Genomic DNA, 19,268 nt, shown 5'->3' with positions numbered 1-19,268 from the left:
CTGTGGCCGCCACCTTCGCGGTGGCGGCCACAGTCGGTTCGGTGTCAGCGCGGTATCAACGCGCGCTCACCCAGGACACGAGCGAACGCATGGTTTCCGCGGGCGGAGTCTTCGGTTCCGGGGCCGGCGCCGCGGAGGCAGCGCCGAGGTTGGCGGCCATCCAGGCGTCGAGCACGCCGAGGGTGAGCTCGACCTGCGCCTGCGCCGCTGTACGGTCGCTGAACACCAGCCAGTTGAGCGCGAATCCGTCGGACAACGCGGACACGATGTAGGTCAGCGCGTCGACGGTATTCGAGTCGATCGTCTGACCCGCGGCGGTCGCGGCGGCCTCGAGGATCGGCCGCGTGGTCCCGTACGCCTCGCTGTACACCATCTCGGCCTGCTCGCCCTCCTGACGCTGGGCCCAGCTGATCAGCTCGATGATCGCGGCGCCGAAGTCCGGATTCGCCAGGTACCACTCCATCACGCCGCGCAACAGGCCACGCGCGGTGGTCGCGACGTCGCCGTGGACATCGCTTCGCAACAACACTTCTCGATACTGCCCGGCGACGTACTCGTAGACCGCCGCGAACAGTGCCTCCTTCGTGGCGAAGCAGTAGTGCAGCGTGGCCAGCGGGGCGTTCGCCTCCTGCGCGATGCGGCGTGTGGTGGCGCCGTCCACGCCGTGGGCGGCGATCATGCGCACGGCCGCCGCCACCAATTCGGTGCGACGTTCGGCGGCGGGAATGCGAGCCATGCGTTCCTCCTGTCGGATCAATATGAACGATTGATCAAGTCAATTCCCAACGCTACCAGCTGGATCGGCAAGCGCGAACGCGCCAGTCGATCACCGTACGGACCTTCTTAGTCATTTGCCTTGATCATTTGACCCAGTTTCGCTACCGTTATGACTGGCATCACATGCCGTCGATCGACGACGGCCCTCCGCACCACCGCCACACCTCGAAGGACGACATGACCGAAGTCGAATCAGCACACCGGGAACGCGCGATCGCACGCGATCGCATGGCTATGGACCCGCCGATCGACACCCTCGTCGGCCTGCTCGCGAGCCAAGCCGTTAGTGCTCCCGACCGCGAGTTCCTCCGGTTCGCCGAAGGGTCGTGGACCTTCGGCGAGGTCGACGACTGGACCTCGCGCCTGGCGCGGCGACTGGTCGCCGAAGACGGGGTCAGCGCGGGCGACCGGGTCGCGATCATGCTGCCCAACGTGGTGCAGTGGCCGATCGCCTGGCTCGCGATCCTGAAGGCAGGCGGTGTCGCGGTGCCGGTGAACTCGTCGTACCAGCGCGCGGACTTGGAATTCGTGCTCCGGGACTCCGGCGCTCGGGTGATCTTCACCGACGCCGCGCACACCCCGCTCGTCGCAGAGGTGCGCGCCGCGAACGGCGATCTGGAGGATGTCCGGATCGTCGAAGCCGCGTCGCGCGGCGAGCTCGACCAGTACCCGGCGGACCGGCCGATGGTCGTCGTCTCCGGCGACACGCTCGCGAACCTCCAGTACACCTCGGGGACAACCGGATTCCCCAAGGCGTGCATGCTGACCCACGACTATTGGACTCGACTGGGCTGGGTGTGCGCGAACGCGGCCGACCTCGGGCCGGACGACGTGGTGCTGACCTCACAGCCGTTCTCCTACATGGACCCCCAGTGGAACACTTCGCTGTGCCTCACGATCGGCGCGCCGCTGGTGGTGCTACCCCGGTTCTCCGCCTCGGGTTTCATGGCGGACGTCCGCAGGCACCGGGCCACGTTCTGCTACGTGCTCGGCTCGATGCCGACGCTGCTGTTCAAGCAGCCGCCCGCCCCCGAGGACCGGGACAACGACCTGCGCCTCGTGCTGTGCTCGGCGATCCCGGTCGCGCTGCACGCGGAGCTCGAACAGCGTTGGGGCGCGCCGTGGCGGGAGATCTTCGGCATGACCGAGACCGGGGCCGACCTGGTCAGCCTCCCGGAGAACACGGCTGACGTCGGGAGCGGAAGGCTGGGGCAGCCGGTCCCCACTAAGCAGGTCCGGGTGGTCGATCCGGAGGGTCGGGAGGTCGCCGAGGGCGAATCCGGAGAGCTGATCACGTCGGGCAAACCGATGATGCTCGGCTACTGGAACCGGCCCGAAGACACCGCGCGGGTCCTGCGCGACGGTTGGCTGCACACCGGCGATGTCGCGGTCCGCGAGGCGGACAGCTACCGCTTGGTCGGCCGGATCAAGGACATGGTCCGCCGCGGCGGGGAGAACATCGCCAGCGCCGAGGTCGAACGCGTCCTCGAGCGCGACGACGCCGTCGTCGCGACGGCGGTGGTCGGCGTCTCGGACGAGCTGTTCGGCGAGGAGGTCAAGGCCTTCGTGCAGCTGGCTCCCGGCGTCGAGGAGAGCCGCGCGACCGCGGAGCGGATCATCGATGGCGCGCGAAACCAGTTGGCGCGCTTCAAGGTTCCGCGCTACGTCGAGTTCGTCGCCGATTTCCCGCGCACCCCGTCCGAGCGGGTGTCCAAGCCGGCGCTGAAGGCGCGTGCCGCCGAGCATCCCGGCACCACCTACGACCTGCGGCCGTCGCGCACCGACGGCAACTGAGGAGCCAGACATGACCGACAACTACCTGGACGTGCGCATCGACGTCGACGTCGCGGTGCTCACGCTGAACCGCCCCGCCAAGCTGAACGTGCTGGACGTGGCCACGCGAGTGCAGCTCGCCCAGACGATCCGCCGGTTCGGGACGGGTGATCTCGTCCGCGGGATCGTGCTCACGGGCACGGGGCGGGCCTTCTCCGCCGGTGAGGACCTGCAGACGGTGCCGACCACCTACGACGAGATCCGCGAGGCCTTCGCGACCTTCCACGACATCACCCGCGCGATCCTCGAGACGAAGATCCCGGTGATCGCGGCCGTGAACGGAATCGCGGTCGGCGGCGCCTCGGAGATCACGCTGTGCTGCGACTCGCGGATCGGCACCCCCGCCGCCGAGTACTTCCAGCCGGAGAACCACCGCGGGATCATCATCTCCAACGCCTCGAGCTTCCTCATGGGGCGCCTGGTGCGCAACCACGCGATGCGAATCATCCTGGGCTCCCAGCGAATCGGCGCGGACGAGGCCCTGCGGATCGGGCTGCTCGACGAGATCGTGCCCGCGGAGGCACTGCTGGACCGCGCCGTCGAGGTGGTCAGGCAGTGGAACTCCGATCCGCGTACCACCGCGCTGCACCTGAGTCTGCTGCGGCCGCGCCCCGAAGACATCGAGGCCGCCTTCGCGCGCGAGGACGACGCCGCCCGCGAGTCGTGGGAGTCCGGCGCCTTCACCGAGGGCATCGAGGGCTTCTGGGCATCGAAGAACACGGCGCCGACGGCGCCCGCGAAGAGCAATTGAGATCGGAGACGATGATGATCACCACCGAAGCAGCAGTCCTCACCGCGGTGAACGAACCGCTGGAATTCACCGAGATCCTGGTCGACGACCCGGAACCCAACGAGGTCCGCCTGGCCGTCTCGAATGTCGGTCTGTGCCACAGCGACCTGCACTACATGACCGGAACCGTCGGCGCGGACCTGCCCGTGGTGGTCGGCCACGAATTGGCGGGTGTGGTCGAGTCGGTCGGCTCCGCGGTGACCACGTTGGCCCCCGGCGACCGGGTCGTCGGCGCCCTCACGCCCTCGTGCGGATTGTGCCGCAACTGCCAGGTCGGGCACTCGACCCAGTGTCAGCGCATCGCGCAGATCCGGCAGCGGCCCCGGCCCGCCTTCCAACTGCCCGGCGGTCAGGTCGTGCACCGGCTCGGTGACGTCGGCGCGTTCTCCCGCCACACCCTGATGCGGGAGAACGCGCTGGTGAAGGTGTCCGACGAGGTCGGGCTGCACGTGGGCTGCCTGCTCTCGTGCTGCGTCATCACCGGTATCGGCGCCGTGTTCCGCGCCGCGCGGGTGCGGCCGGGTGCGACCGTCGCCGTCATCGGTTGCGGCGGTGTGGGTTCGGCCATCATCCAGGGCGCGCGTCTGGCCGGTGCCTCGGCGATCGTCGCCGTGGATCTCGACGACGCCCGCCTCGCCGCGGCCCGCACCTACGGCGCCACCCACGTCGTGAACGGTGCCGCCGACGTGCCTGCCGAGATCCAGAACCTGCTCGGCGACGGCGTGGACTACTCGTTCGAGGCCGTCGGCAGCGCGCGGACCGCGGCCACCGCGCTGGCGGTCCTGCGCGCCACCGGCACCGCGTGCATGGTCGGCATCGCCCCCGACGGGACCGACCTGACGCTGCCCGCCTGGAACTTCTTCTTCAGCGAGAAGCGACTCATCGGTTCCTACATGGGTTCGGGCCAGGCGCAGGAGGACATCGCCCAGTTCGCCCGTCTGTACCAGCAGGGCCGGCTGCTGCTCGACGAGATGGTCAGCGATGTCGTCCCGTTCCACGACATCGGCAAGGGCTTCGAGGCGATGAAGTCCGGCGAGGTCACCCGCATCGTCGCCGATCTCACCGTCTGACCCCCTCCCTGTTCGAGCACCGAAGGAGCCCCTGATGTCGAATCCGCAACTGCCCCAACCGATCAACTACATCGCCGACGAATGGTCCGAGTGCCGGACGATCCCGGACGCGTGGAATCTCGACCCCAACACCGGCCAACCCGTCCACCGCGCCGTCACCACCAGCCCGGACGACGTGGAGCGTGCCCTGCGGCATGCCGAGCGGTCCTACGGCTTCGAACGCTGGGACGACGCGGCGAGCGAGGAACGCGCGGCGATGATCGAGCGCGCGGCCGACCTCGTGGAGACCCGGATCGAGGACATCGCCCGCACCGATGCCCTCACCAGCGGCGTCCCGATCGCGAAGGCTCGGCTGGTCGCGCAGTTCCTCCCGCACCGGATCCGCGCGGCGGCCGCGGAGCTGCGCGCCATCCCGCGTCGCACCGCGCTCGAGGCCGGTGGCCGCGACGTGCGGCTGTACAAGGTGCCGTGGGGTCCCGCGGCGATCCTCACCCCGTGGAACGGCCCCAGTTTCATCCCCGCCGCCAAGATGGTGAGCGCGTTGGCCGCCGGTTGCCCCGTCATCCTCAAACCGTCGGAGCACGCGCCGAGCAGCGCCCAGATCATCGTCGAATGCTTCGTCAAGGCCGGGTTGCCCGACGGTGCGCTGCAGCTCGTTCACGGTGCGGGCGATGTGGGCGCGGCGATCACCGGCGATCACCGGGTGAAGATCGTCTCGTTCACCGGCGGCCCGAACGCCGGTCGCGCGATCGCCCGCGCGGCCGCGGAGGACTTCAAGGTGCTCCAGCTCGAGCTCGGTGGCAACAACCCGGCTCTGGTGCTGGACGACGCCGACATCGACGTCGCGGCCGACGGCATCCTCGAGGGAATGACCAAGCTCAACGGTCAGTGGTGCGAGGGCCCCGGAAAGGTGCTGGCGCACAAGAGTCTGGTGGAGCCGCTCCTCGACGCGCTGCTCGATCGCATCGCCGGCATCGAGGTCGGGCACTCGCTGGACGAGGACACCCAGCTGGGCCCGATCTCGAACGCCCCGCATTTCGCCACGCTGCGAAGCCGGATCGACGAGCTGCGGGCCAAGGGCGCGACCATCCATCAGCCCGCGAAGCTCCCCGGGCTCGACGGGTTCTTCCTTTCACCCACCATCGCTTCGGGAGTCGACGCGTCGGTGGCGACCGCCGAGTTGTTCGGCCCGCTCGTCACCCTGCACGCCGTGGAGTCCGACGAGGACGCACTGCGCGTGGCCAACGCCAACCCGTCGGGTCTGGACGCGTACGTGTTCGGCAGCGACCTGGACCGCGCCATCGAGGTCGGATCCCGGGTGCTGTCCGGCGAGGTGCGCGTGAACGGCGCCAAGGTCGCCGACTTGGCCGACGGCTCGGCCCAAAGCTTCTGGGGCACTTCGGGAATCGGCGGTCACGCCCCCGGTGAGTCCGTCCGGGTGTTCTGCGGCGACCGCGTGGTCGGCGTCGATTCTCCCGATCTTCCCCTGTAATGAACGACCTTCGACGAAAGCGGCTGCTGCCATGAACTCCACCTCCACTGTCGATCCCGGCGTTGTCGACGTCATCGGTGTCGGCGCCGGCTTCACCGGCATCTACCTCTCGCACCGGCTGACGACAGCGGGCTGGACCTTCGCGGGCTTCGAAGCCGGGCCCAGCGTCGGCGGCACCTGGTTCTGGAACACCTATCCGGGCGCGCGCTGTGACGTCGAGAGCATCTACTACTCGTACTCGTTCGACGAGGCGCTCCAGCAGGAGTGGACGTGGAGCCAGCGGTTCGCCCCGCAGGCCGAGATCCTCAGCTATATCGAGCACGTCGCCGACCGCTTCGACCTGCGCAAGCACTTCACCTTCAACACCCGGGTGGTGGCCTCGACCTGGAACGCCGCAGACAGCCTGTGGGAGGTGCGGCTCGACAACGGGGAGACCCGGCGCAGCCGCTACCTGATCTCGGGTGCGGGCGGCCTGTCCACCCCGAAGGACTTCGACGTGCCCGGCCTGTCGAACTTCGCCGGTACGAAGGTGTCGACGAGCCGGTGGAACATCTCCCTCGACGATCTCGCGGGCAAGCGCGTCGCCGTGATCGGCACCGGGTCTTCCGGCGTGCAGGCCATTCCGCTCATCGCCGAGGTCGCCGAGCACCTGACGGTGTTCCAGCGCACCCCGAACTACGTGATGCCCGCGCGCAACGCCGAACTCTCCCCGGACCAGGTCGCCGCCGTCAAGGACGACTACCTGGCCATCCGTGAGGAATGCAGGCACTCACCCGGCGGCATCCCCGATCGCCCCGTCACCGACCGGGCCTTCGACGTCTCGGACGAGGAGCGCAAACGGCGCTACGAGGAGGCCTACGAGCGCAGCGGCTTCCAGGGCGTCGGCGCCGAGTTCGCCGACCTGCTCTTCGACGCCGAGGCGAACCGGACCGCGTCGGAATTCATCCACGACAAGATCCGCGAGATCGTGAAGGACCCGGTCACCGCGGAACTGCTGGTGCCCAAGTACCACCCGCTGGGCGCCAAGCGCAGCGTCTTCGGCACCGACTACTACGAGACCTACAACCGCCCGAACGTGTCGCTGGTGTCGCTGCGTGAGGAGACGATCGAGACGATGACCGCGAACGCGATCGTCACCTCGAAGGGCTCCTACGAGGTGGACGCCATCGTGCTCGCGATCGGGTTCGACGCCTTCACCGGCCCGCTGTACGGGCTCGGTCTCACCGGGGCGTCCGGCGAGAAGCTGCAGGAGGCCTGGGGCGACGGTATCCGCTCCTACCTCGGGATCATGGCCGCCGACTTCCCCAATTTCTTCATGGTCGGCGGACCGCTCAGTCCCGCGCTGGCCAGCAATGTGGTGGTGACGATCGAGCAGGCCGTCGACTGGATCGCCGACCTCATCGAGCACGCCCGCGACAACGGCGCCACGGTGATCGAGGCCACCCCCGAGGCACAGCAGGAGTGGGTCGACATCACCGAGGGAACCGTCGCGCAGACGCTGTACGCGACCACCGACTCCTGGTATCGGGGCTCCAACATCGAAGGCAAGCCCAACACCTTCATGGGTTACGTGGGTGGTGTCGGCAAATACCGCCGCATGTGCACCGAGATCGCCAAGCGGGGCTACCCCGGCGTCGCCCTCGACGGCGAAGCGCAGTCGCGCACACTCGGCCCGATTCACGAGGAGATCGCATGAGCAAGGCAGTCCACCGGCGGTACGTCGCCTTCTCCGACGCGCACTACGCCGGTAATTTGGTCGACGGCGCCTACGCCCTGAAGCTGTTCGGCGATGTCGGCACCAATCTGGCGATCGAAATGGACGGACACGAGGGCCTGTTCGCCGGCTACTCGTCGGTCGAATTCCTCGCTCCGGTCCGCGGCGGCGACGTCGTGGAGGCCGAGGCCACCCTGGTGAAGAAGGGAAACCGAAGCCGCACAGTCGATTTCGAGCTTCGGGTGATCTGTCGTGGCTCCGATGACACGGGTCGCGCGCAGGTCCTGGACCCTCCCCTGGTCGCGGTTCGTGCTCGCGGCACCGCGGTCATCCCCGCGGACGGAACGGAGTAGGCGCCATGGAGTTGATCCACGACACCGGTTGGGCCGGTCAACCCACGACAGTCGAACCGCCGCTGACCGGTGACATCGACTGCGATGTCGTGGTGATCGGCGGCGGTGGCGGCGGCATGTCGGCCGCACTCCGCCTCGCCGAGAAGGGCGTCGACGTCGTACTGCTCGAGGCGAAGACCCTCGGCTGGGGCGCCACCTCGCGCAACGCCGGATACATCACGAACTCGGTCGCCGCCGATCCGGAATTGCTGGGATTCCTGCTCTCGCGTGAGCGCTTGCGCGAGCTGTATCGCTACGCCGAGCACGCGGTGTATTTCGCCGAGGAGGCGATCGAGCGCCACGCGATCGACTGCGATTATCGGCAGGAGGGCATCGTGATGGCCGCGGTGTCGAAGGGGCAGTTGCGGCACGCGCGCCGCAACGCGAAGGTCCTGGCCGAGGCCGGATCGTCGGGCGAATGGGTCGAAGGCCCCGAGGCAGGTCTGCCGGAGGGCTTCCTCGGTGGCATCCGCGAGGGCGTGGGCGGCACGGTGAATCCGGGCAAGTTCGCGCTCGGTCTGCGCGCCGCGACGATCGCTGCGGGTGTGCGTGTCTACGAGTCCACTCCCGCACGCGACATCGCCGACGTCGGCGGCGGTGTCGTCGTCGAGACTCCGCGCGGAAAGATCAGGGCTCGCAAGGCTCTGCTGACCACCAATGCCGCGAGCAACGGACTGCCCCTCGCCCCCAAGCACCTCGCCACCCCGGTGTGGACCTCTCTGGTCGAAACCGAACCCATCGCGCCCGAGCGGCTCGACGAGATCGGCTGGACCAGCCGGGCCCCCATGGTCACGCTGCACATGATCCTGGAGAGCTACCGCGTCACGCCGCGGGGCACCATCGTGTTCGGCACGCGCCGAGTGCAGGCGGGCCGCAACCCGCTGCCGGATCGCACCCCCGCGCCGCACGTCGCCGACGACCTCGTCCGCGGCTTTCACGATCGCTTCCCTGGCCTGCGGGATATCGAGCCGCAGCGAGCTTGGGGCGGCTGGATCGGCATGAGTTCCACGTGGCTCCCCGTCGCGGGGGAAGCCTCCGACAACGTGCTCTACTCGCTCGCCTGCAACGGCCACGGCTTCGCCCAGGCGCAGTACGTGGGCCATATGCTGGCCGACCACGTCACCGGCGCGCCGCGGCACGAGGACTTGGAGGCGATCTGGCACGGCGGCAAGCGGTTCTGGCCCAGCTTCGTCGGTAATCCCGCGCTGTATCTGGGTTGGCTCGCGGACCGCGCCGCCGACCGTTTGGCCGCGCTCAGGAAGTAATCACCGCACCGGTTCACGCCGGCCGTCGAGGAATGGCGCTCGCCGTCGACGGCCGGCGTGACGCGTGGAAAGTCTGTATCGGCTCGCCTCGGCCGGCCGAGTGCTCTCACGAACATAGTCATCCGATATAGACAGATGCCGACGATCAGGTCGGGATGCACCGCACCGCCGAACCCGCGCACGCTGTGGTTCGGCGGTTGTGCGTTCGGGCGCCCTACCACGACCGTGGCCCGGTCGGCTGATCGACATGTCGAGAATTAGTGGGTCAATTGCCTTGATCATATGACTCACTCCCGGTACCGTTATGACAGGCATCACACCCCAGCTCTGCGTCGGGGCTACGCGCACCCCGCTCGACGGCAGATGTCGAACCCATGAATCGCCGAAGCGAGACGACCACCTGTTCTCGATCGTTCGGCAGCGCTGACGAAACGACCCATTGCCGCTGGTCGGCGGGTGTCACCTTTCAAGGAGAAGATCATGTCCATCAAGGAACTGCTTTTCGCGGTCGCGGACATCTGGATGATCGCCGTCGGATTCACCTACGGGATCCTGTTCATCCGGAACTACAAGAATTACCTGCTCGGCCTCGAGTGGATCATCGTGGCGACGTCGGGCTCGAACTTCCTGGTCTACGGCATCGTCAAGGCAGGCCACGACAGCCCGATGTACACCGCCGCGTCTTTCCTCGACGCGTTCTCCCGGTCCGTCGGTATCACGCTGATCCTGGTCCTCGGACTGATGCAGGTCACCCACCGGTACAAGCCGTCGGTGGCGATGGACATCGGCGCGTTCGCCCTCGCGGCCGTGGCGGGCTGGATCCTGCTCGGCTACTCCGAGAACATCGGCACCCCCGCCAAGGTCTTCTTCATCGTGGTCAATGTGCTCACCACGATCTTCCTGGGCTACTTCGTCAAGCGCCTGTGGGATATCGATGAGCGCGGGCACGCCGTGTGGGCCGCCGTCGCCACCGCCTGCGCCTTCGTCATCGCCTCGATCTACGACTTCGTCCACATCCCGGGCGACGACGCCGAGCACACGATCTTCTACATCCTCGCGCTGTCCACGTGGGGCCTGCAGATGTGCGTGTACTACCGCGCGTACCGGGCCTTCGACGCCTACAACAAGCGCGTCGACGCGCAGGCGGTCAGCGGCGGCGCGCCGGTCACGGCCTGATTCGCCGGACCTTCCCACGATCGATCTCGAGTCAGGAGTTTCTATGACAACGCAGGAAATACAGGAAGAGACCACCGAGGTGGTCGTCGTCGGCGCCGGAATGGCGGGCCTGACTGCGGCGACCACTCTCGCACCCGCGGCCGAGGTCGTCGTGCTCGAATCCACCGATCGCACGGGCGGACGCGTCGACACCGTCCGGCAGGGCGACTACTGGATCAACGTCGGCACTCAATTCACCGAGGGCACCGGCACGCTGATCGATGCCCTCGACCGGCACGGTATCGAGATGGGCTCGCTCGCGGGCAAGAGCGTCGCGCTGCACCTCAACGGTGCGACGGTCGACACCTCGAATCCCTTCGCCCTCATGTTCCGCACGCGGATGACAATGATGGACCGTCTCGGTCTTGCCATCGTCGGCGCGCGCATCCTCGCGGCCGCACCGTTCCTCGAATCGGAAAGCCGTTTCGCTCAGCGGGTCCGCGCCCGGCTCGACACCAAGCTCGCGTCGTATCTGCTGAACGGTGTCCGCTCGGAACTGGCCGCCACCATCGTCCGGTCGTGGTCGGCGCAGTGGATGGGATGCGACCTGAACGAGACCGCCGCCACCCAGCTCGTCACCTCGATCGGCATCGCGCTGACCGACCCGGCGAAGGTCCCGAACTTCTCGCTGCCCGACGGTGGTAACCAGACGCTGACCGACGTGCTGACCGAAGAGCTCGGTGCCCGCATCCGGCTGAACGCTGCGGTGCAATCGGTGCGGCGCGACGGCGACGGCGTAGTCGTCGACTATCTCGACAATGGCCGGCCGGCGCGGTTGCGGGCCGAGCGCGCGATCGTGACCGCCCCCGCCGATGTCACCGAGCGGATCGTCCCGGACCTCCCGCAGCAGTACCGCAACGCGTTCAACGACATCACCTACGGCCGCTACGTGGTCGTCGGTTTCTTCACCGACGAAGTCGGGCCGCAACGCTGGGACGACAACTTCGTCATCTCCACGCCGCAGCTGTCGTTCCAGGCGGTGTTCAACCACGCCGCGGCGCTGCGCACCGGAAGCGACCGCAAGCCGGGCGGCGCCCTGGCCTGTTTCGCGGGTGGCGGCAAGGCCGACGCGTTGCTCGACCTGCCCGACGAGCAGATCGTGTCGCGCTTCGCGAACGACCTGATCACCGTGCTGCCCGAGCTGAAAGGCAAACTGGGAGAGGGCATCCTGCGCAGGCACCGCCGGGTCGTGCCGTTCTGGGCGCCAGGTCGGCGCAAGTCCCTTCCGACATTGCGCGACCCGCTCGACAACATCTACCTCGCCGGCGACTACCAACTCGACCTGCCGTCGCTCGCCGACGCGGCTACGTCGGGCGAGCGAGCGGCGAAGGCCGTACTGGCCAGCCTGAGCCGAGCGCGATAGACCGCCGGTCGCGGAACCACGCGGCGCCACCGCCTCGAACGGCCACTCTCGCCCTCGAAGACGTTGGCGCCCCGCGTCACTCGGTGATCCGGTGCGTGGTGTCGCGAACCGTGCCGACGAACTCCTCGACCAGATCCTCCAGCGCGACGATGCCCACGGTGTTGCCGCGGGTGTCGACGACGCGTCCCAGGTGGCTGCTGGTGCGGCGCAGCCGGGCCAGCGCCTCGAAGAGCGTGGTGCCCGTGCCGACCGTCGGCAGCGGGCGGATGTCGGTGCGCGGGATCGGGGTGCTCGGGCCCGCGGACTCGTCGGCGACCTTGTCCAGCACGTCCTTCACGTGCAGGTAGCCGACCAGCGAACCGTCGCTGGCGCGCACCGGGTAGCGGGAGAAGCCGGTCTCCGCGACCGCGGTCTCGATGTCGCCGAGCGTGGTTCCGTTGCCGCGCAACGGAATCGAGCGGGTGGCGGCCAGCGGCACCAGCACGTCGGCGACGATCCGATCGGAGGTGCCGAGCGCCTGGGTCAGGCGGCGGTGCTCCTCCTCGTCGAGCAGACCCTCCGAACGGGACTCGCCGATCATCTCGGCGAGCTCCACGCTGGAGACGGTGGCCTCCAGCTCGTCCTTGGGCTCGATGCGCAGCAGCCGCAGCGACAGATTCGCCGCCATGTTGTAGATCGCGATCAGCGGACGAGCCACCCGCAACCACACCAGGTGCATCGGAACGAGCAGCAGCGCACTGCGTTCCGGCCCGGCCAGCGCGATGTTCTTCGGGATCATCTCGCCGAAGAGGATGTGCAGGATCACCACGATGGTGAGCGCGATGGCGAAGGCCACCGGATGCAGCAGCTGGTCGGGCAGGCCGAGCAGCTCGAACGGCCCCTCCAGCAGGTGTGCGACGGCCGGTTCGCCGACGCGGCCGAGCAGGATCGAACAGATCGTGATGCCCAGCTGCGCGGCGGCCAGCATCATCGACAGGTTCTCACCGGCCCGGATGACCGTGGTGGCGTTGCGCTTGCCCTGGGCGGCCAGCGCCTCGAGGCGGTCGCGGCGCGCGGAGATCAGCGCGAATTCGGCGGCGACGAAGAAGGCGTTGCCCGCCAGCAGCACCACCGTGAGCAGGACACCGAACAGATCACCCATGGCTGTGCTCCTGCGACGTGTGGGCGATCAGCGCCTCCGGCGTGACGGGGATCAGCCGGACGCGGTCGATGCGGCGTCCGTCCATGCGTTCGACCCTGGCGATCCAGCCGCCCTGGTGGGTTTCGTACGACTGCCTGTGGTTGGCGGTCGAATTGGGCAGGACCACCTCGTCGCCGACCACGGGGATGCGGCCGAGACCGGTCAGCACCAGGCCGCCGAGCGTCTCGTATTCGCCCTCGGGCGCGTCGTAGCCGGTGGCGCGGGAGACCTCGTCGATGCGCAGCAGGCCCGAGCAGTCCCAGCCGTCGGAGACCCGACGCACGTCGCGCTCCTCCTCGTCGTGCTCGTCACGCACGTCGCCGAGGATCTCCTCGATCAGGTCCTCCATGGTGACCATGCCCGCGGTGCCGCCGTACTCGTCCACGACCAGCGCGACCTGCATGCCGTCGGCGCGGACACGTTCGAGCACCTCGTCACCGTCGAGGCTGGCGGGCACCACCGGAACGGGGCGCGCCAGCAGCTGCAACGGGATGGTGCGCCGCGCGTTCGCCGGATGGGTGAACGCCTGCTTGACGTGCACGACGCCGAGAGTGTTGTCGAGATCGCCGTCGATCACCGGGAACCGGGAGTAGCCGGTGCGGCTGGCGGCGGCGATCAGATCGGCGATGGTGTCGGACTTGTCCAGCGACTCCACCTTCACCCGCGGCGTCATCAGCTCCTCGGCGCTGCGCTCGCCGAACTGCAGCGAGCGGTCCATCACCAACGCGGTGCGCTGATCCAGCGCGCCGCGCTGCGCCGAGGTGCGCACCAGCGAGCCGAGTTCCTGCGGCGAACGCGCCGAGCGCAACTCCTCCGCCGGTTCCACGCCGAGGCGGCGCACCACCCAGTTCGCGGTGCTGTTGAGGAAGTGGATCATCCACTTGAACACCACCGAGAAGGCGATCATCGGGCCCGCGGTCATCCGCGCGGTCGCCATCGGCTTGGCGATGGCGATGTTCTTGGGCACCAGCTCGCCATAGATCATCGACAGCGAGGTGGCCAGCACCAGGGCCAGTGCCAGCGAGACGCCGTTGGCCGCACTGGAGTTCAAGCCGACCGCGGTGAACACCGGCGCGAGCAGGCGGGCGATCACCGGCTCGGCGATGTAGCCCGTGATCAGCGTGGTGATGGTGATGCCGAGCTGGGCGCCGGACAGCTGGAACGACAGCGTGCGGTGCGCCTGCCGGACCATTCGCGAGCGCACGTCACCGGTGCGGGCGTGCGCCTCGACGGTGCTGCGTTCCAGGGCGGTGAGGGAGAATTCGGCCGCGACGAACAGCGCGGTGCCTGCGGTGAGTGCGACGAACCCGACCAGGCTGAGAATGGTGAGGACGGTGGACACGATCAACACCGCCCGCGAAGCGCGTAGTTACGGGACGCGCGGGGAAAAGCTGGTTCGGGCTGGCTTGCTGCGAGAAGGAGAGCGCCGGGTTTGTCACCCGGCTCGGTAGAGGAGCCCTCCTGTGCGGCGCCCTCGGACGCGGGTGACAACTTGTTCCTTTCGGCATGCGGAATCGTGGCGCCGGGCGGACCCGGCAACCACCATGCTACCGGCCGACGCGGCGGATCGCGTCGGCCGGTAGCGGCGCTGTTCGCGTGTCGGTGCTCACCAGCCGCTGGGCAGCGGACGTCCTTCCGCGAAGCCCGCCGCGGACTGCACGCCGAGCACCGCCTTGTCGTGGAATTCGGTCAGGGTGCGGGCGCCCGCGTAGGTGCAGGCGCTGCGCACGCCGGAGCAGATGTGGTCGATCAGGTCCTCCACGCCGGGGCGCTCGGGGTCCAGGCGCATGCGCGAGCTGGAGATGCCCTCCTCGAACAGCGCCTTGCGCGCCCGGTCGAATCCGCTGTCGGTGGCGGTGCGCGCGGCGACGGCGCGCTTGGAGGCCATGCCGAAGCTCTCCTTGTACGCGTTGCCGTCGCGGTCCACCCGGAGATCGCCGGGGGACTCGTAGGTGCCTGCGAACCAGGAACCGATCATCACGTTGGACGCGCCGGCGGCCAGCGCGAGCGCCACGTCGCGCGGGTGCCGGACACCGCCGTCGGCCCAGATGTGCACGCCGAGTTCCTTTGCGGCGGCGGCGCATTCGGCCACGGCCGAGAACTGCGGGCGACCGACGCCGGTCATCATCCGCGTGGTGCACATCGCGCCGGGGCCGACACCGACCTTGACGATGTCCGCGCCCGCCGCGGCGAGATCGCGGGTGCCTTCGGCCGAGACCACATTGCCCGCGACCAGCGGCACGCCGAGGCCGAGATCGGCTATGGCGCGCAAGGTTTCGAGCATCTTCGCCTGGTGGCCGTGCGCGGTGTCGATGACGAGCAGGTCGGCGCCCGCGTCGACCAGCGCCTTGGCCTTCGCGGCCACGTCGCCGTTGATGCCGACCGCGGCCGCGACGCGCAGCTGGTCGTTGCCGTCGACGTTGGGCTGGTAGATGCCCGCGCGGATGGCGCCGGTGCGGGTCATCACGCCGGCCAGCGTGCCGTCCTCGGCGGTGAGCACGGCCAGGTGCGCATGCTCGGACTCGAGCAGATCGAACAGTTCGCGGGGGGAGGTGCTCGCGGGCGCTTGCACGAAATCGGTGATCGCCACCTCGCGCAGCCGGGCGAAACGGTCCACGTCGGTGCACGAGCCCTCGGTGACCACGCCGACCGGCTTGCCGTCCTCGACCACGACCAAGGCGCCGTGCGCGCGCTTGTGCATCAGCGCGACGGCCTCGGAGACCGATCGATCCGGGTCAAGCGTGACCGGGGTGTCGGCGGTGAGCGAGCGGCTCTTGACGAACGCGATGGTGTCGGCGGCCGCGCTGATCGGCAGGTCCTGCGGCAGGACGACGATCCCGCCGCGCCGCGCGACCGTCTCGGCCATGCGGCGGCCCGCGACCGCGGTCATGTTCGCCACGACGATGGGAATGGTGGTGCCGGAACCGTCGACGGTCGACAGGTCCACGTCGAATCGGGACGCTACGTCGGTCCGGTTCGGGACGAGGAAGATGTCGTCGTAGGTGAGGTCGTACGGCGGCTGGTGTCCAGGGAGAAACTGCACTTGACCCATACTAACCGTGAGCTCGGGGTTGCGCGGCGAATCTCTGGCGCACCGGGGTGCGGGTCCCAACTGGCGGGACTGCGCATCGGATGTGGCGGGCCCGACGGAGCGCCGGGCGCGCCGGCACTTACGAGTCGCGTATTGCCCCGCGCGGAACCGTATGTCGCCTGACGATTACGGACAGTCGGCGTGGTGGCGAGCCGAACGAACCGCGGACGGTGGACAAGCGCGCCGAGCATTCGGCATGGGCCCGTCGGGGATCGCTTCGTCAGGCGGCGGCTTGTGCGCGGGAGAGCTGGATCGTGGTGGCGCACATGACGACTACGGCGAGCGCGGTGATCACCACTCCGAAATCGTTGGTGCGCAGGTTCTCGTCGAGCACGGTGAGGCCGAGGAAGGCGGCGGCCAGCGGTTCGGCGATGGTGACGGCGGGGAGCGAGGCGGTGAGCGAACCGGCTTGGAAAGCGCGCTGCTGGAAGTAGACGCCGACCAAGCCGGAGGCGACCAGCGCCCACGTCTGCCAGCTGCCGAGCACGTGGCCGAGGCCGTGCTCGAACAGATCGGTGACGTAGGAGGTCAGCGCGGCGGCGAGCCCGTACAGCGCGCCGCCCGCCGCGCCGAACAGCAGCGCACGGCGGCCGCGATCGGCGCTGCCGAGCGCGACGGCGACCGCGGCGGCGACCGCGCCGAGCAGAATCGCCAGCGGGACTACCCAATCCCGCAGCGGCGCAGTCGAATCGCCTTCCGATGGGTTGCCGACCAGGAGAAAGCAGGCCAAGGCCGCGACGAGCGCCGACGCGGCCGCCCATTTACGCGCTCCGACCCGCCGCCTGTTGAGCCGCGCCGACAGCGGCAGCGCGAACACCAGCGAACTGACCAGAATCGGCTGCACCAGCAGCACCGGTCCCAGCGCGAGCGCCGCGACCTGCATCCCGTATCCGCCCACATCCCCGCCGACCCCGGCCCACCACCGCGGACTCCGCACGAGCGCCCCGATCAACGACTGCTCCTCCGGCACCGCCGCCGCGGCATGCTGTTGCGCGACCGCCGCCACCGCGAACAACAGCGCGGCGGCGAGCGCGCAGACCACGGCCCCCAACGGATGATGCGGCATCGGCTAAGTTTGCCCTGAGATAGCCGACCCGCCCGTTCGCCCTCCGCATCCGGCGCGTCGCCTTTGCATCCCGGGCGTGTCGCGCCTGGCGCACATCGCCCGCACAGTCACAGCACCCGCGTCTGCGGGAGGCGTGCGAAAGCGTTGTGGGAGATGGCTGTTCGAGTGGTCAGCTGGTGCGGCGGCGTTGGCCCCCGGTGCCGCGGCGGCGCGGCTGGCCGGTGGTATCCCGGGTCGGCGTCGTGTCTCCGGAGCGGCGGCCGGAGCGGGTACGCGGGGCTGGTGCGGAGCCGTCGGCGCGCGGCGCGGCGCGATCAGGAGTCGTCGAACGCGCACCGCGTCGTCCGCCGAACTTCCCTTCGGCAGGGGCGCGGCGCCCGTCGGACGTGGTGGCTGCGGCAGCCCCGCGTCCGTTGGACTTGGGCGCTGCGGCAGCTCGCGGCCCGTCGGACTTGGCTCCGCGTGCGGCCCCGTGTCCGTCGAACTCCGTCGCCGCGGCAGCGCGAGATCCGTTGGACTGCACACCCGCGGCGGCCCGACGACCGCTGGACTTCCCGCTCGTGGCAGCCCGGCTTCCAGCGGTCTTCGCACCCGAGGCGGCCCGGTTCCCAGTGGACTTCGCGCCCGCCGACGACCGGCGTCCGTTGCCCTTCGCTGCGCCCGAAGAGCCGCGTTCGTCGGCCTCGGACTTCACCACCGTGGCCCCGGGCAGGGTGACCGGAACTCCCGACGGCCTCCGCGCACCCGTGATCGCGGCCAGCTGCCGATCCCCGGGCGCGACCTCGAGACCTTCGATATCCACCCCGGCCTTGCGGGTCATCTTCTCCACGTCGGTCCGCTCGACCTCGGTGACCAAGGTGACGACGACGCCGTCCTCGCCCGCGCGGGCGGTGCGGCCCGCCCGGTGCAGGTAGGCCTTGGGCTCCGCGGGCGGGTCGACGTGCACGACGAGGGAGATGCCGTCGACGTGGATGCCGCGGGCGGCGACGTCGGTGGTGACGAGCACCGGGACACTGCCGTCGGCGAACGCCGCGAGCGTCCGGGTTCGGTTGTTCTGCGCCTTGCCGCCGTGCAGCGCGCCGGCCGCGACACCGGCGGCGCGCAGCTGCTTGGCCAGCCGGTCCGCGCCGTGCTTGGTGCGGACGAACAGGATGGTGAGCCCGTCGCGGGACGCGATCTCGGCGACGACGTCACGCTTGTCGGCCTTGCGGACGTACAGCAGATGGTGCGACATGGTGGCGACCGCGGCCGACGGCGGCGCGGTGGAATGCGTCACCGGCGAGCGCAGGTAGCGCTTGACCAGCTTGTCGACGTCGCCGTCGAGGGTCGCGGAGAACAGAAGCCGCTGACCGTCTTTCGGCGTCCGGTCGAGCAACTTGGTGACCTGCGGAAGGAAGCCCATGTCGGCCATGTGGTCGGCCTCGTCCAGCGCGGTGATGACCACGTCGGACAGGTCGGCCGAGCCTTGCAGGACCAGGTCCTGCAATCGGCCGGGAGTGGCGATGAGCAGGTCGACGCCGCGCGCCAGCCGGTCGGCCTGGCGCTTGATCGGCGCGCCGCCCACGACCGAAGCGATGCGCAGGCCGAGCGCGAGCGCGGGCTCGTCGAGCGCCCGCTCGATCTGCGCGGCCAGCTCCCTGGTCGGCACCAGCACCAGTCCGCGCGGCCGCCCCGGCTTGGCGGCGCCGCCCGCGAGCCGCGCCAGCATGGGCAGCCCGAAGGCGAGCGTCTTGCCGGATCCGGTCGGGCCGCGCCCGAGCACGTCCTTGCCCGCCAGCGTGTCCGGGACCGTCGCGGCCTGGATGGGGAAGGGCGCCTCGATGCCGTCGCGGCGTAGCGCCTGGACGAGCGGAACGGGCAGGCCCAGATCAGCGAAGGTGACGCTGGGCGCCGCGGCGGCGGGCGAGGGAGTCAACGGGTGAATGCCTTTCGTGGTTTCGACGTGGCGCGAGCACTGCTCGGCACGCGAACGGGCGCGGCGGACCGCGACGTCCTGAACGGGGTGAAGCGAGGCGACCGG

General features: G+C 69.3%; 14 protein-coding genes and 1 pseudogene. 9 read left to right on the top strand and 6 right to left on the bottom strand.

Going from position 1 to position 19,268, the window contains the following annotated elements; all coding sequences use genetic code 11:
• Window positions 1–55: 55 nt before the first annotated feature.
• Window positions 56–736, bottom strand: coding sequence for a TetR/AcrR family transcriptional regulator (locus tag FB390_RS25350; RefSeq protein ID WP_141811202.1), 681 nt, complete (start codon window positions 734–736; stop codon window positions 56–58).
• A 218-nt stretch (window positions 737–954) separates the two neighbouring features.
• Between FB390_RS25350 and FB390_RS25345 the strand changes: the two genes are divergently transcribed.
• The 9 genes from FB390_RS25345 (at window position 955) to FB390_RS25305 (ending at window position 11,911) form a co-directional block, all read left to right on the top strand.
• Complete coding sequence (locus FB390_RS25345; RefSeq protein ID WP_141811201.1) at window positions 955–2,571, top strand: class I adenylate-forming enzyme family protein; 1,617 nt, start codon at window positions 955–957, stop codon at window positions 2,569–2,571.
• Window positions 2,572–2,581: 10 nt separating this feature from the next.
• Window positions 2,582–3,361 (top strand): enoyl-CoA hydratase/isomerase family protein, encoded by a 780-nt coding sequence (locus FB390_RS25340; RefSeq protein WP_141811200.1) that lies wholly within the window; start codon window positions 2,582–2,584, stop codon window positions 3,359–3,361.
• A 14-nt stretch (window positions 3,362–3,375) separates the two neighbouring features.
• The gene (locus FB390_RS25335; RefSeq protein ID WP_141811199.1) at window positions 3,376–4,470 is read left to right on the top strand and encodes a Zn-dependent alcohol dehydrogenase; all 1,095 of its coding nucleotides are present in this window, start codon (window positions 3,376–3,378) and stop codon (window positions 4,468–4,470) included.
• Window positions 4,471–4,504: 34 nt separating this feature from the next.
• Complete coding sequence (locus FB390_RS25330) at window positions 4,505–5,962, top strand: aldehyde dehydrogenase family protein (RefSeq protein ID WP_141811198.1); 1,458 nt, start codon at window positions 4,505–4,507, stop codon at window positions 5,960–5,962.
• A 31-nt stretch (window positions 5,963–5,993) separates the two neighbouring features.
• Window positions 5,994–7,658, top strand: coding sequence for a flavin-containing monooxygenase (locus FB390_RS25325; protein ID WP_141811197.1), 1,665 nt, complete (start codon window positions 5,994–5,996; stop codon window positions 7,656–7,658).
• Window positions 7,655–8,029 (top strand): 3-aminobutyryl-CoA ammonia lyase, encoded by a 375-nt coding sequence (gene kal / locus FB390_RS25320; RefSeq protein WP_141811196.1) that lies wholly within the window; start codon window positions 7,655–7,657, stop codon window positions 8,027–8,029. Before FB390_RS25325 ends, kal begins: the two co-directional genes overlap by 4 nt.
• Window positions 8,030–8,034: 5 nt before the next feature.
• On the top strand, window positions 8,035–9,333 hold the full coding sequence (locus tag FB390_RS25315) for an NAD(P)/FAD-dependent oxidoreductase (protein WP_141811195.1): 1,299 nt from the start codon (window positions 8,035–8,037) through the stop codon (window positions 9,331–9,333).
• Between the two features lie 480 nt (window positions 9,334–9,813).
• A complete protein-coding gene (locus FB390_RS25310) occupies window positions 9,814–10,509 on the top strand; it encodes a transporter (RefSeq protein ID WP_141811194.1) in 696 nt (231 codons plus the stop codon).
• Between the two features lie 43 nt (window positions 10,510–10,552).
• Window positions 10,553–11,911, top strand: a complete 1,359-nt coding sequence (locus FB390_RS25305; RefSeq protein WP_141811193.1) for a flavin monoamine oxidase family protein — start codon at window positions 10,553–10,555, stop codon at window positions 11,909–11,911.
• A 76-nt stretch (window positions 11,912–11,987) separates the two neighbouring features.
• Here FB390_RS25305 and FB390_RS25300 read toward each other — a convergent pair whose 3' ends face one another.
• The 5 genes and pseudogenes from FB390_RS25300 to FB390_RS25280 all read right to left on the bottom strand — a co-directional run.
• A complete protein-coding gene (locus tag FB390_RS25300) occupies window positions 11,988–13,052 on the bottom strand; it encodes a hemolysin family protein (protein WP_141811192.1) in 1,065 nt (354 codons plus the stop codon).
• On the bottom strand, window positions 13,045–14,433 hold the full coding sequence (locus FB390_RS25295) for a hemolysin family protein (RefSeq protein WP_141811191.1): 1,389 nt from the start codon (window positions 14,431–14,433) through the stop codon (window positions 13,045–13,047). The genes FB390_RS25300 and FB390_RS25295 overlap by 8 nt, the downstream gene beginning before the upstream one ends.
• A gap of 264 nt (window positions 14,434–14,697) precedes the next feature.
• Window positions 14,698–16,134 (bottom strand): GuaB1 family IMP dehydrogenase-related protein, encoded by a 1,437-nt coding sequence (locus FB390_RS25290; protein ID WP_141811190.1) that lies wholly within the window; start codon window positions 16,132–16,134, stop codon window positions 14,698–14,700.
• Window positions 16,135–16,402: 268 nt separating this feature from the next.
• Window positions 16,403–17,248 carry a DMT family transporter gene (locus FB390_RS25285; protein WP_141811189.1) on the bottom strand — a complete coding sequence of 282 codons (846 nt, stop codon included), beginning with the start codon at window positions 17,246–17,248 and terminating at the stop codon, window positions 16,403–16,405.
• A gap of 535 nt (window positions 17,249–17,783) precedes the next feature.
• Window positions 17,784–19,163 (bottom strand): annotated as a pseudogene (locus tag FB390_RS25280) (DEAD/DEAH box helicase); the annotation flags it as partial.
• Between the last annotated feature and the right edge of the window lie 105 nt (window positions 19,164–19,268).

This window comes from Nocardia bhagyanarayanae, assembly GCF_006716565.1.
In the GTDB taxonomy this organism is placed as follows: domain Bacteria; phylum Actinomycetota; class Actinomycetes; order Mycobacteriales; family Mycobacteriaceae; genus Nocardia; species Nocardia bhagyanarayanae.
The sequence above is the reverse complement of the archived record's forward strand: the minus strand, read 5'-3'. Positions and strand labels throughout refer to the sequence as shown.

Bases quoted from the DNA above. Each gene is read 5' to 3' on its own strand.
- FB390_RS25350 (WP_141811202.1), bottom strand. From the start codon at position 736: ATGGCTCGCATTCCCGCCGCCGAACGTCGCACCGAATTGGTGGCGGCG.
- FB390_RS25340 (WP_141811200.1), top strand. From the start codon at position 2,582: ATGACCGACAACTACCTGGACGTGCGCATCGACGTCGACGTCGCGGTG.
- FB390_RS25330 (WP_141811198.1), top strand. From the start codon at position 4,505: ATGTCGAATCCGCAACTGCCCCAACCGATCAACTACATCGCCGACGAA.
- FB390_RS25315 (WP_141811195.1), top strand. From the start codon at position 8,035: ATGGAGTTGATCCACGACACCGGTTGGGCCGGTCAACCCACGACAGTC.
- FB390_RS25305 (WP_141811193.1), top strand. From the start codon at position 10,553: ATGACAACGCAGGAAATACAGGAAGAGACCACCGAGGTGGTCGTCGTC.
- FB390_RS25300 (WP_141811192.1), bottom strand. From the start codon at position 13,052: ATGGGTGATCTGTTCGGTGTCCTGCTCACGGTGGTGCTGCTGGCGGGC.
- FB390_RS25310 (WP_141811194.1), top strand. From the start codon at position 9,814: ATGTCCATCAAGGAACTGCTTTTCGCGGTCGCGGACATCTGGATGATC.
- FB390_RS25325 (WP_141811197.1), top strand. From the start codon at position 5,994: ATGAACTCCACCTCCACTGTCGATCCCGGCGTTGTCGACGTCATCGGT.
- FB390_RS25285 (WP_141811189.1), bottom strand. From the start codon at position 17,248: ATGCCGCATCATCCGTTGGGGGCCGTGGTCTGCGCGCTCGCCGCCGCG.
- kal (WP_141811196.1), top strand. From the start codon at position 7,655: ATGAGCAAGGCAGTCCACCGGCGGTACGTCGCCTTCTCCGACGCGCAC.
- FB390_RS25335 (WP_141811199.1), top strand. From the start codon at position 3,376: ATGATCACCACCGAAGCAGCAGTCCTCACCGCGGTGAACGAACCGCTG.
- FB390_RS25345 (WP_141811201.1), top strand. From the start codon at position 955: ATGACCGAAGTCGAATCAGCACACCGGGAACGCGCGATCGCACGCGAT.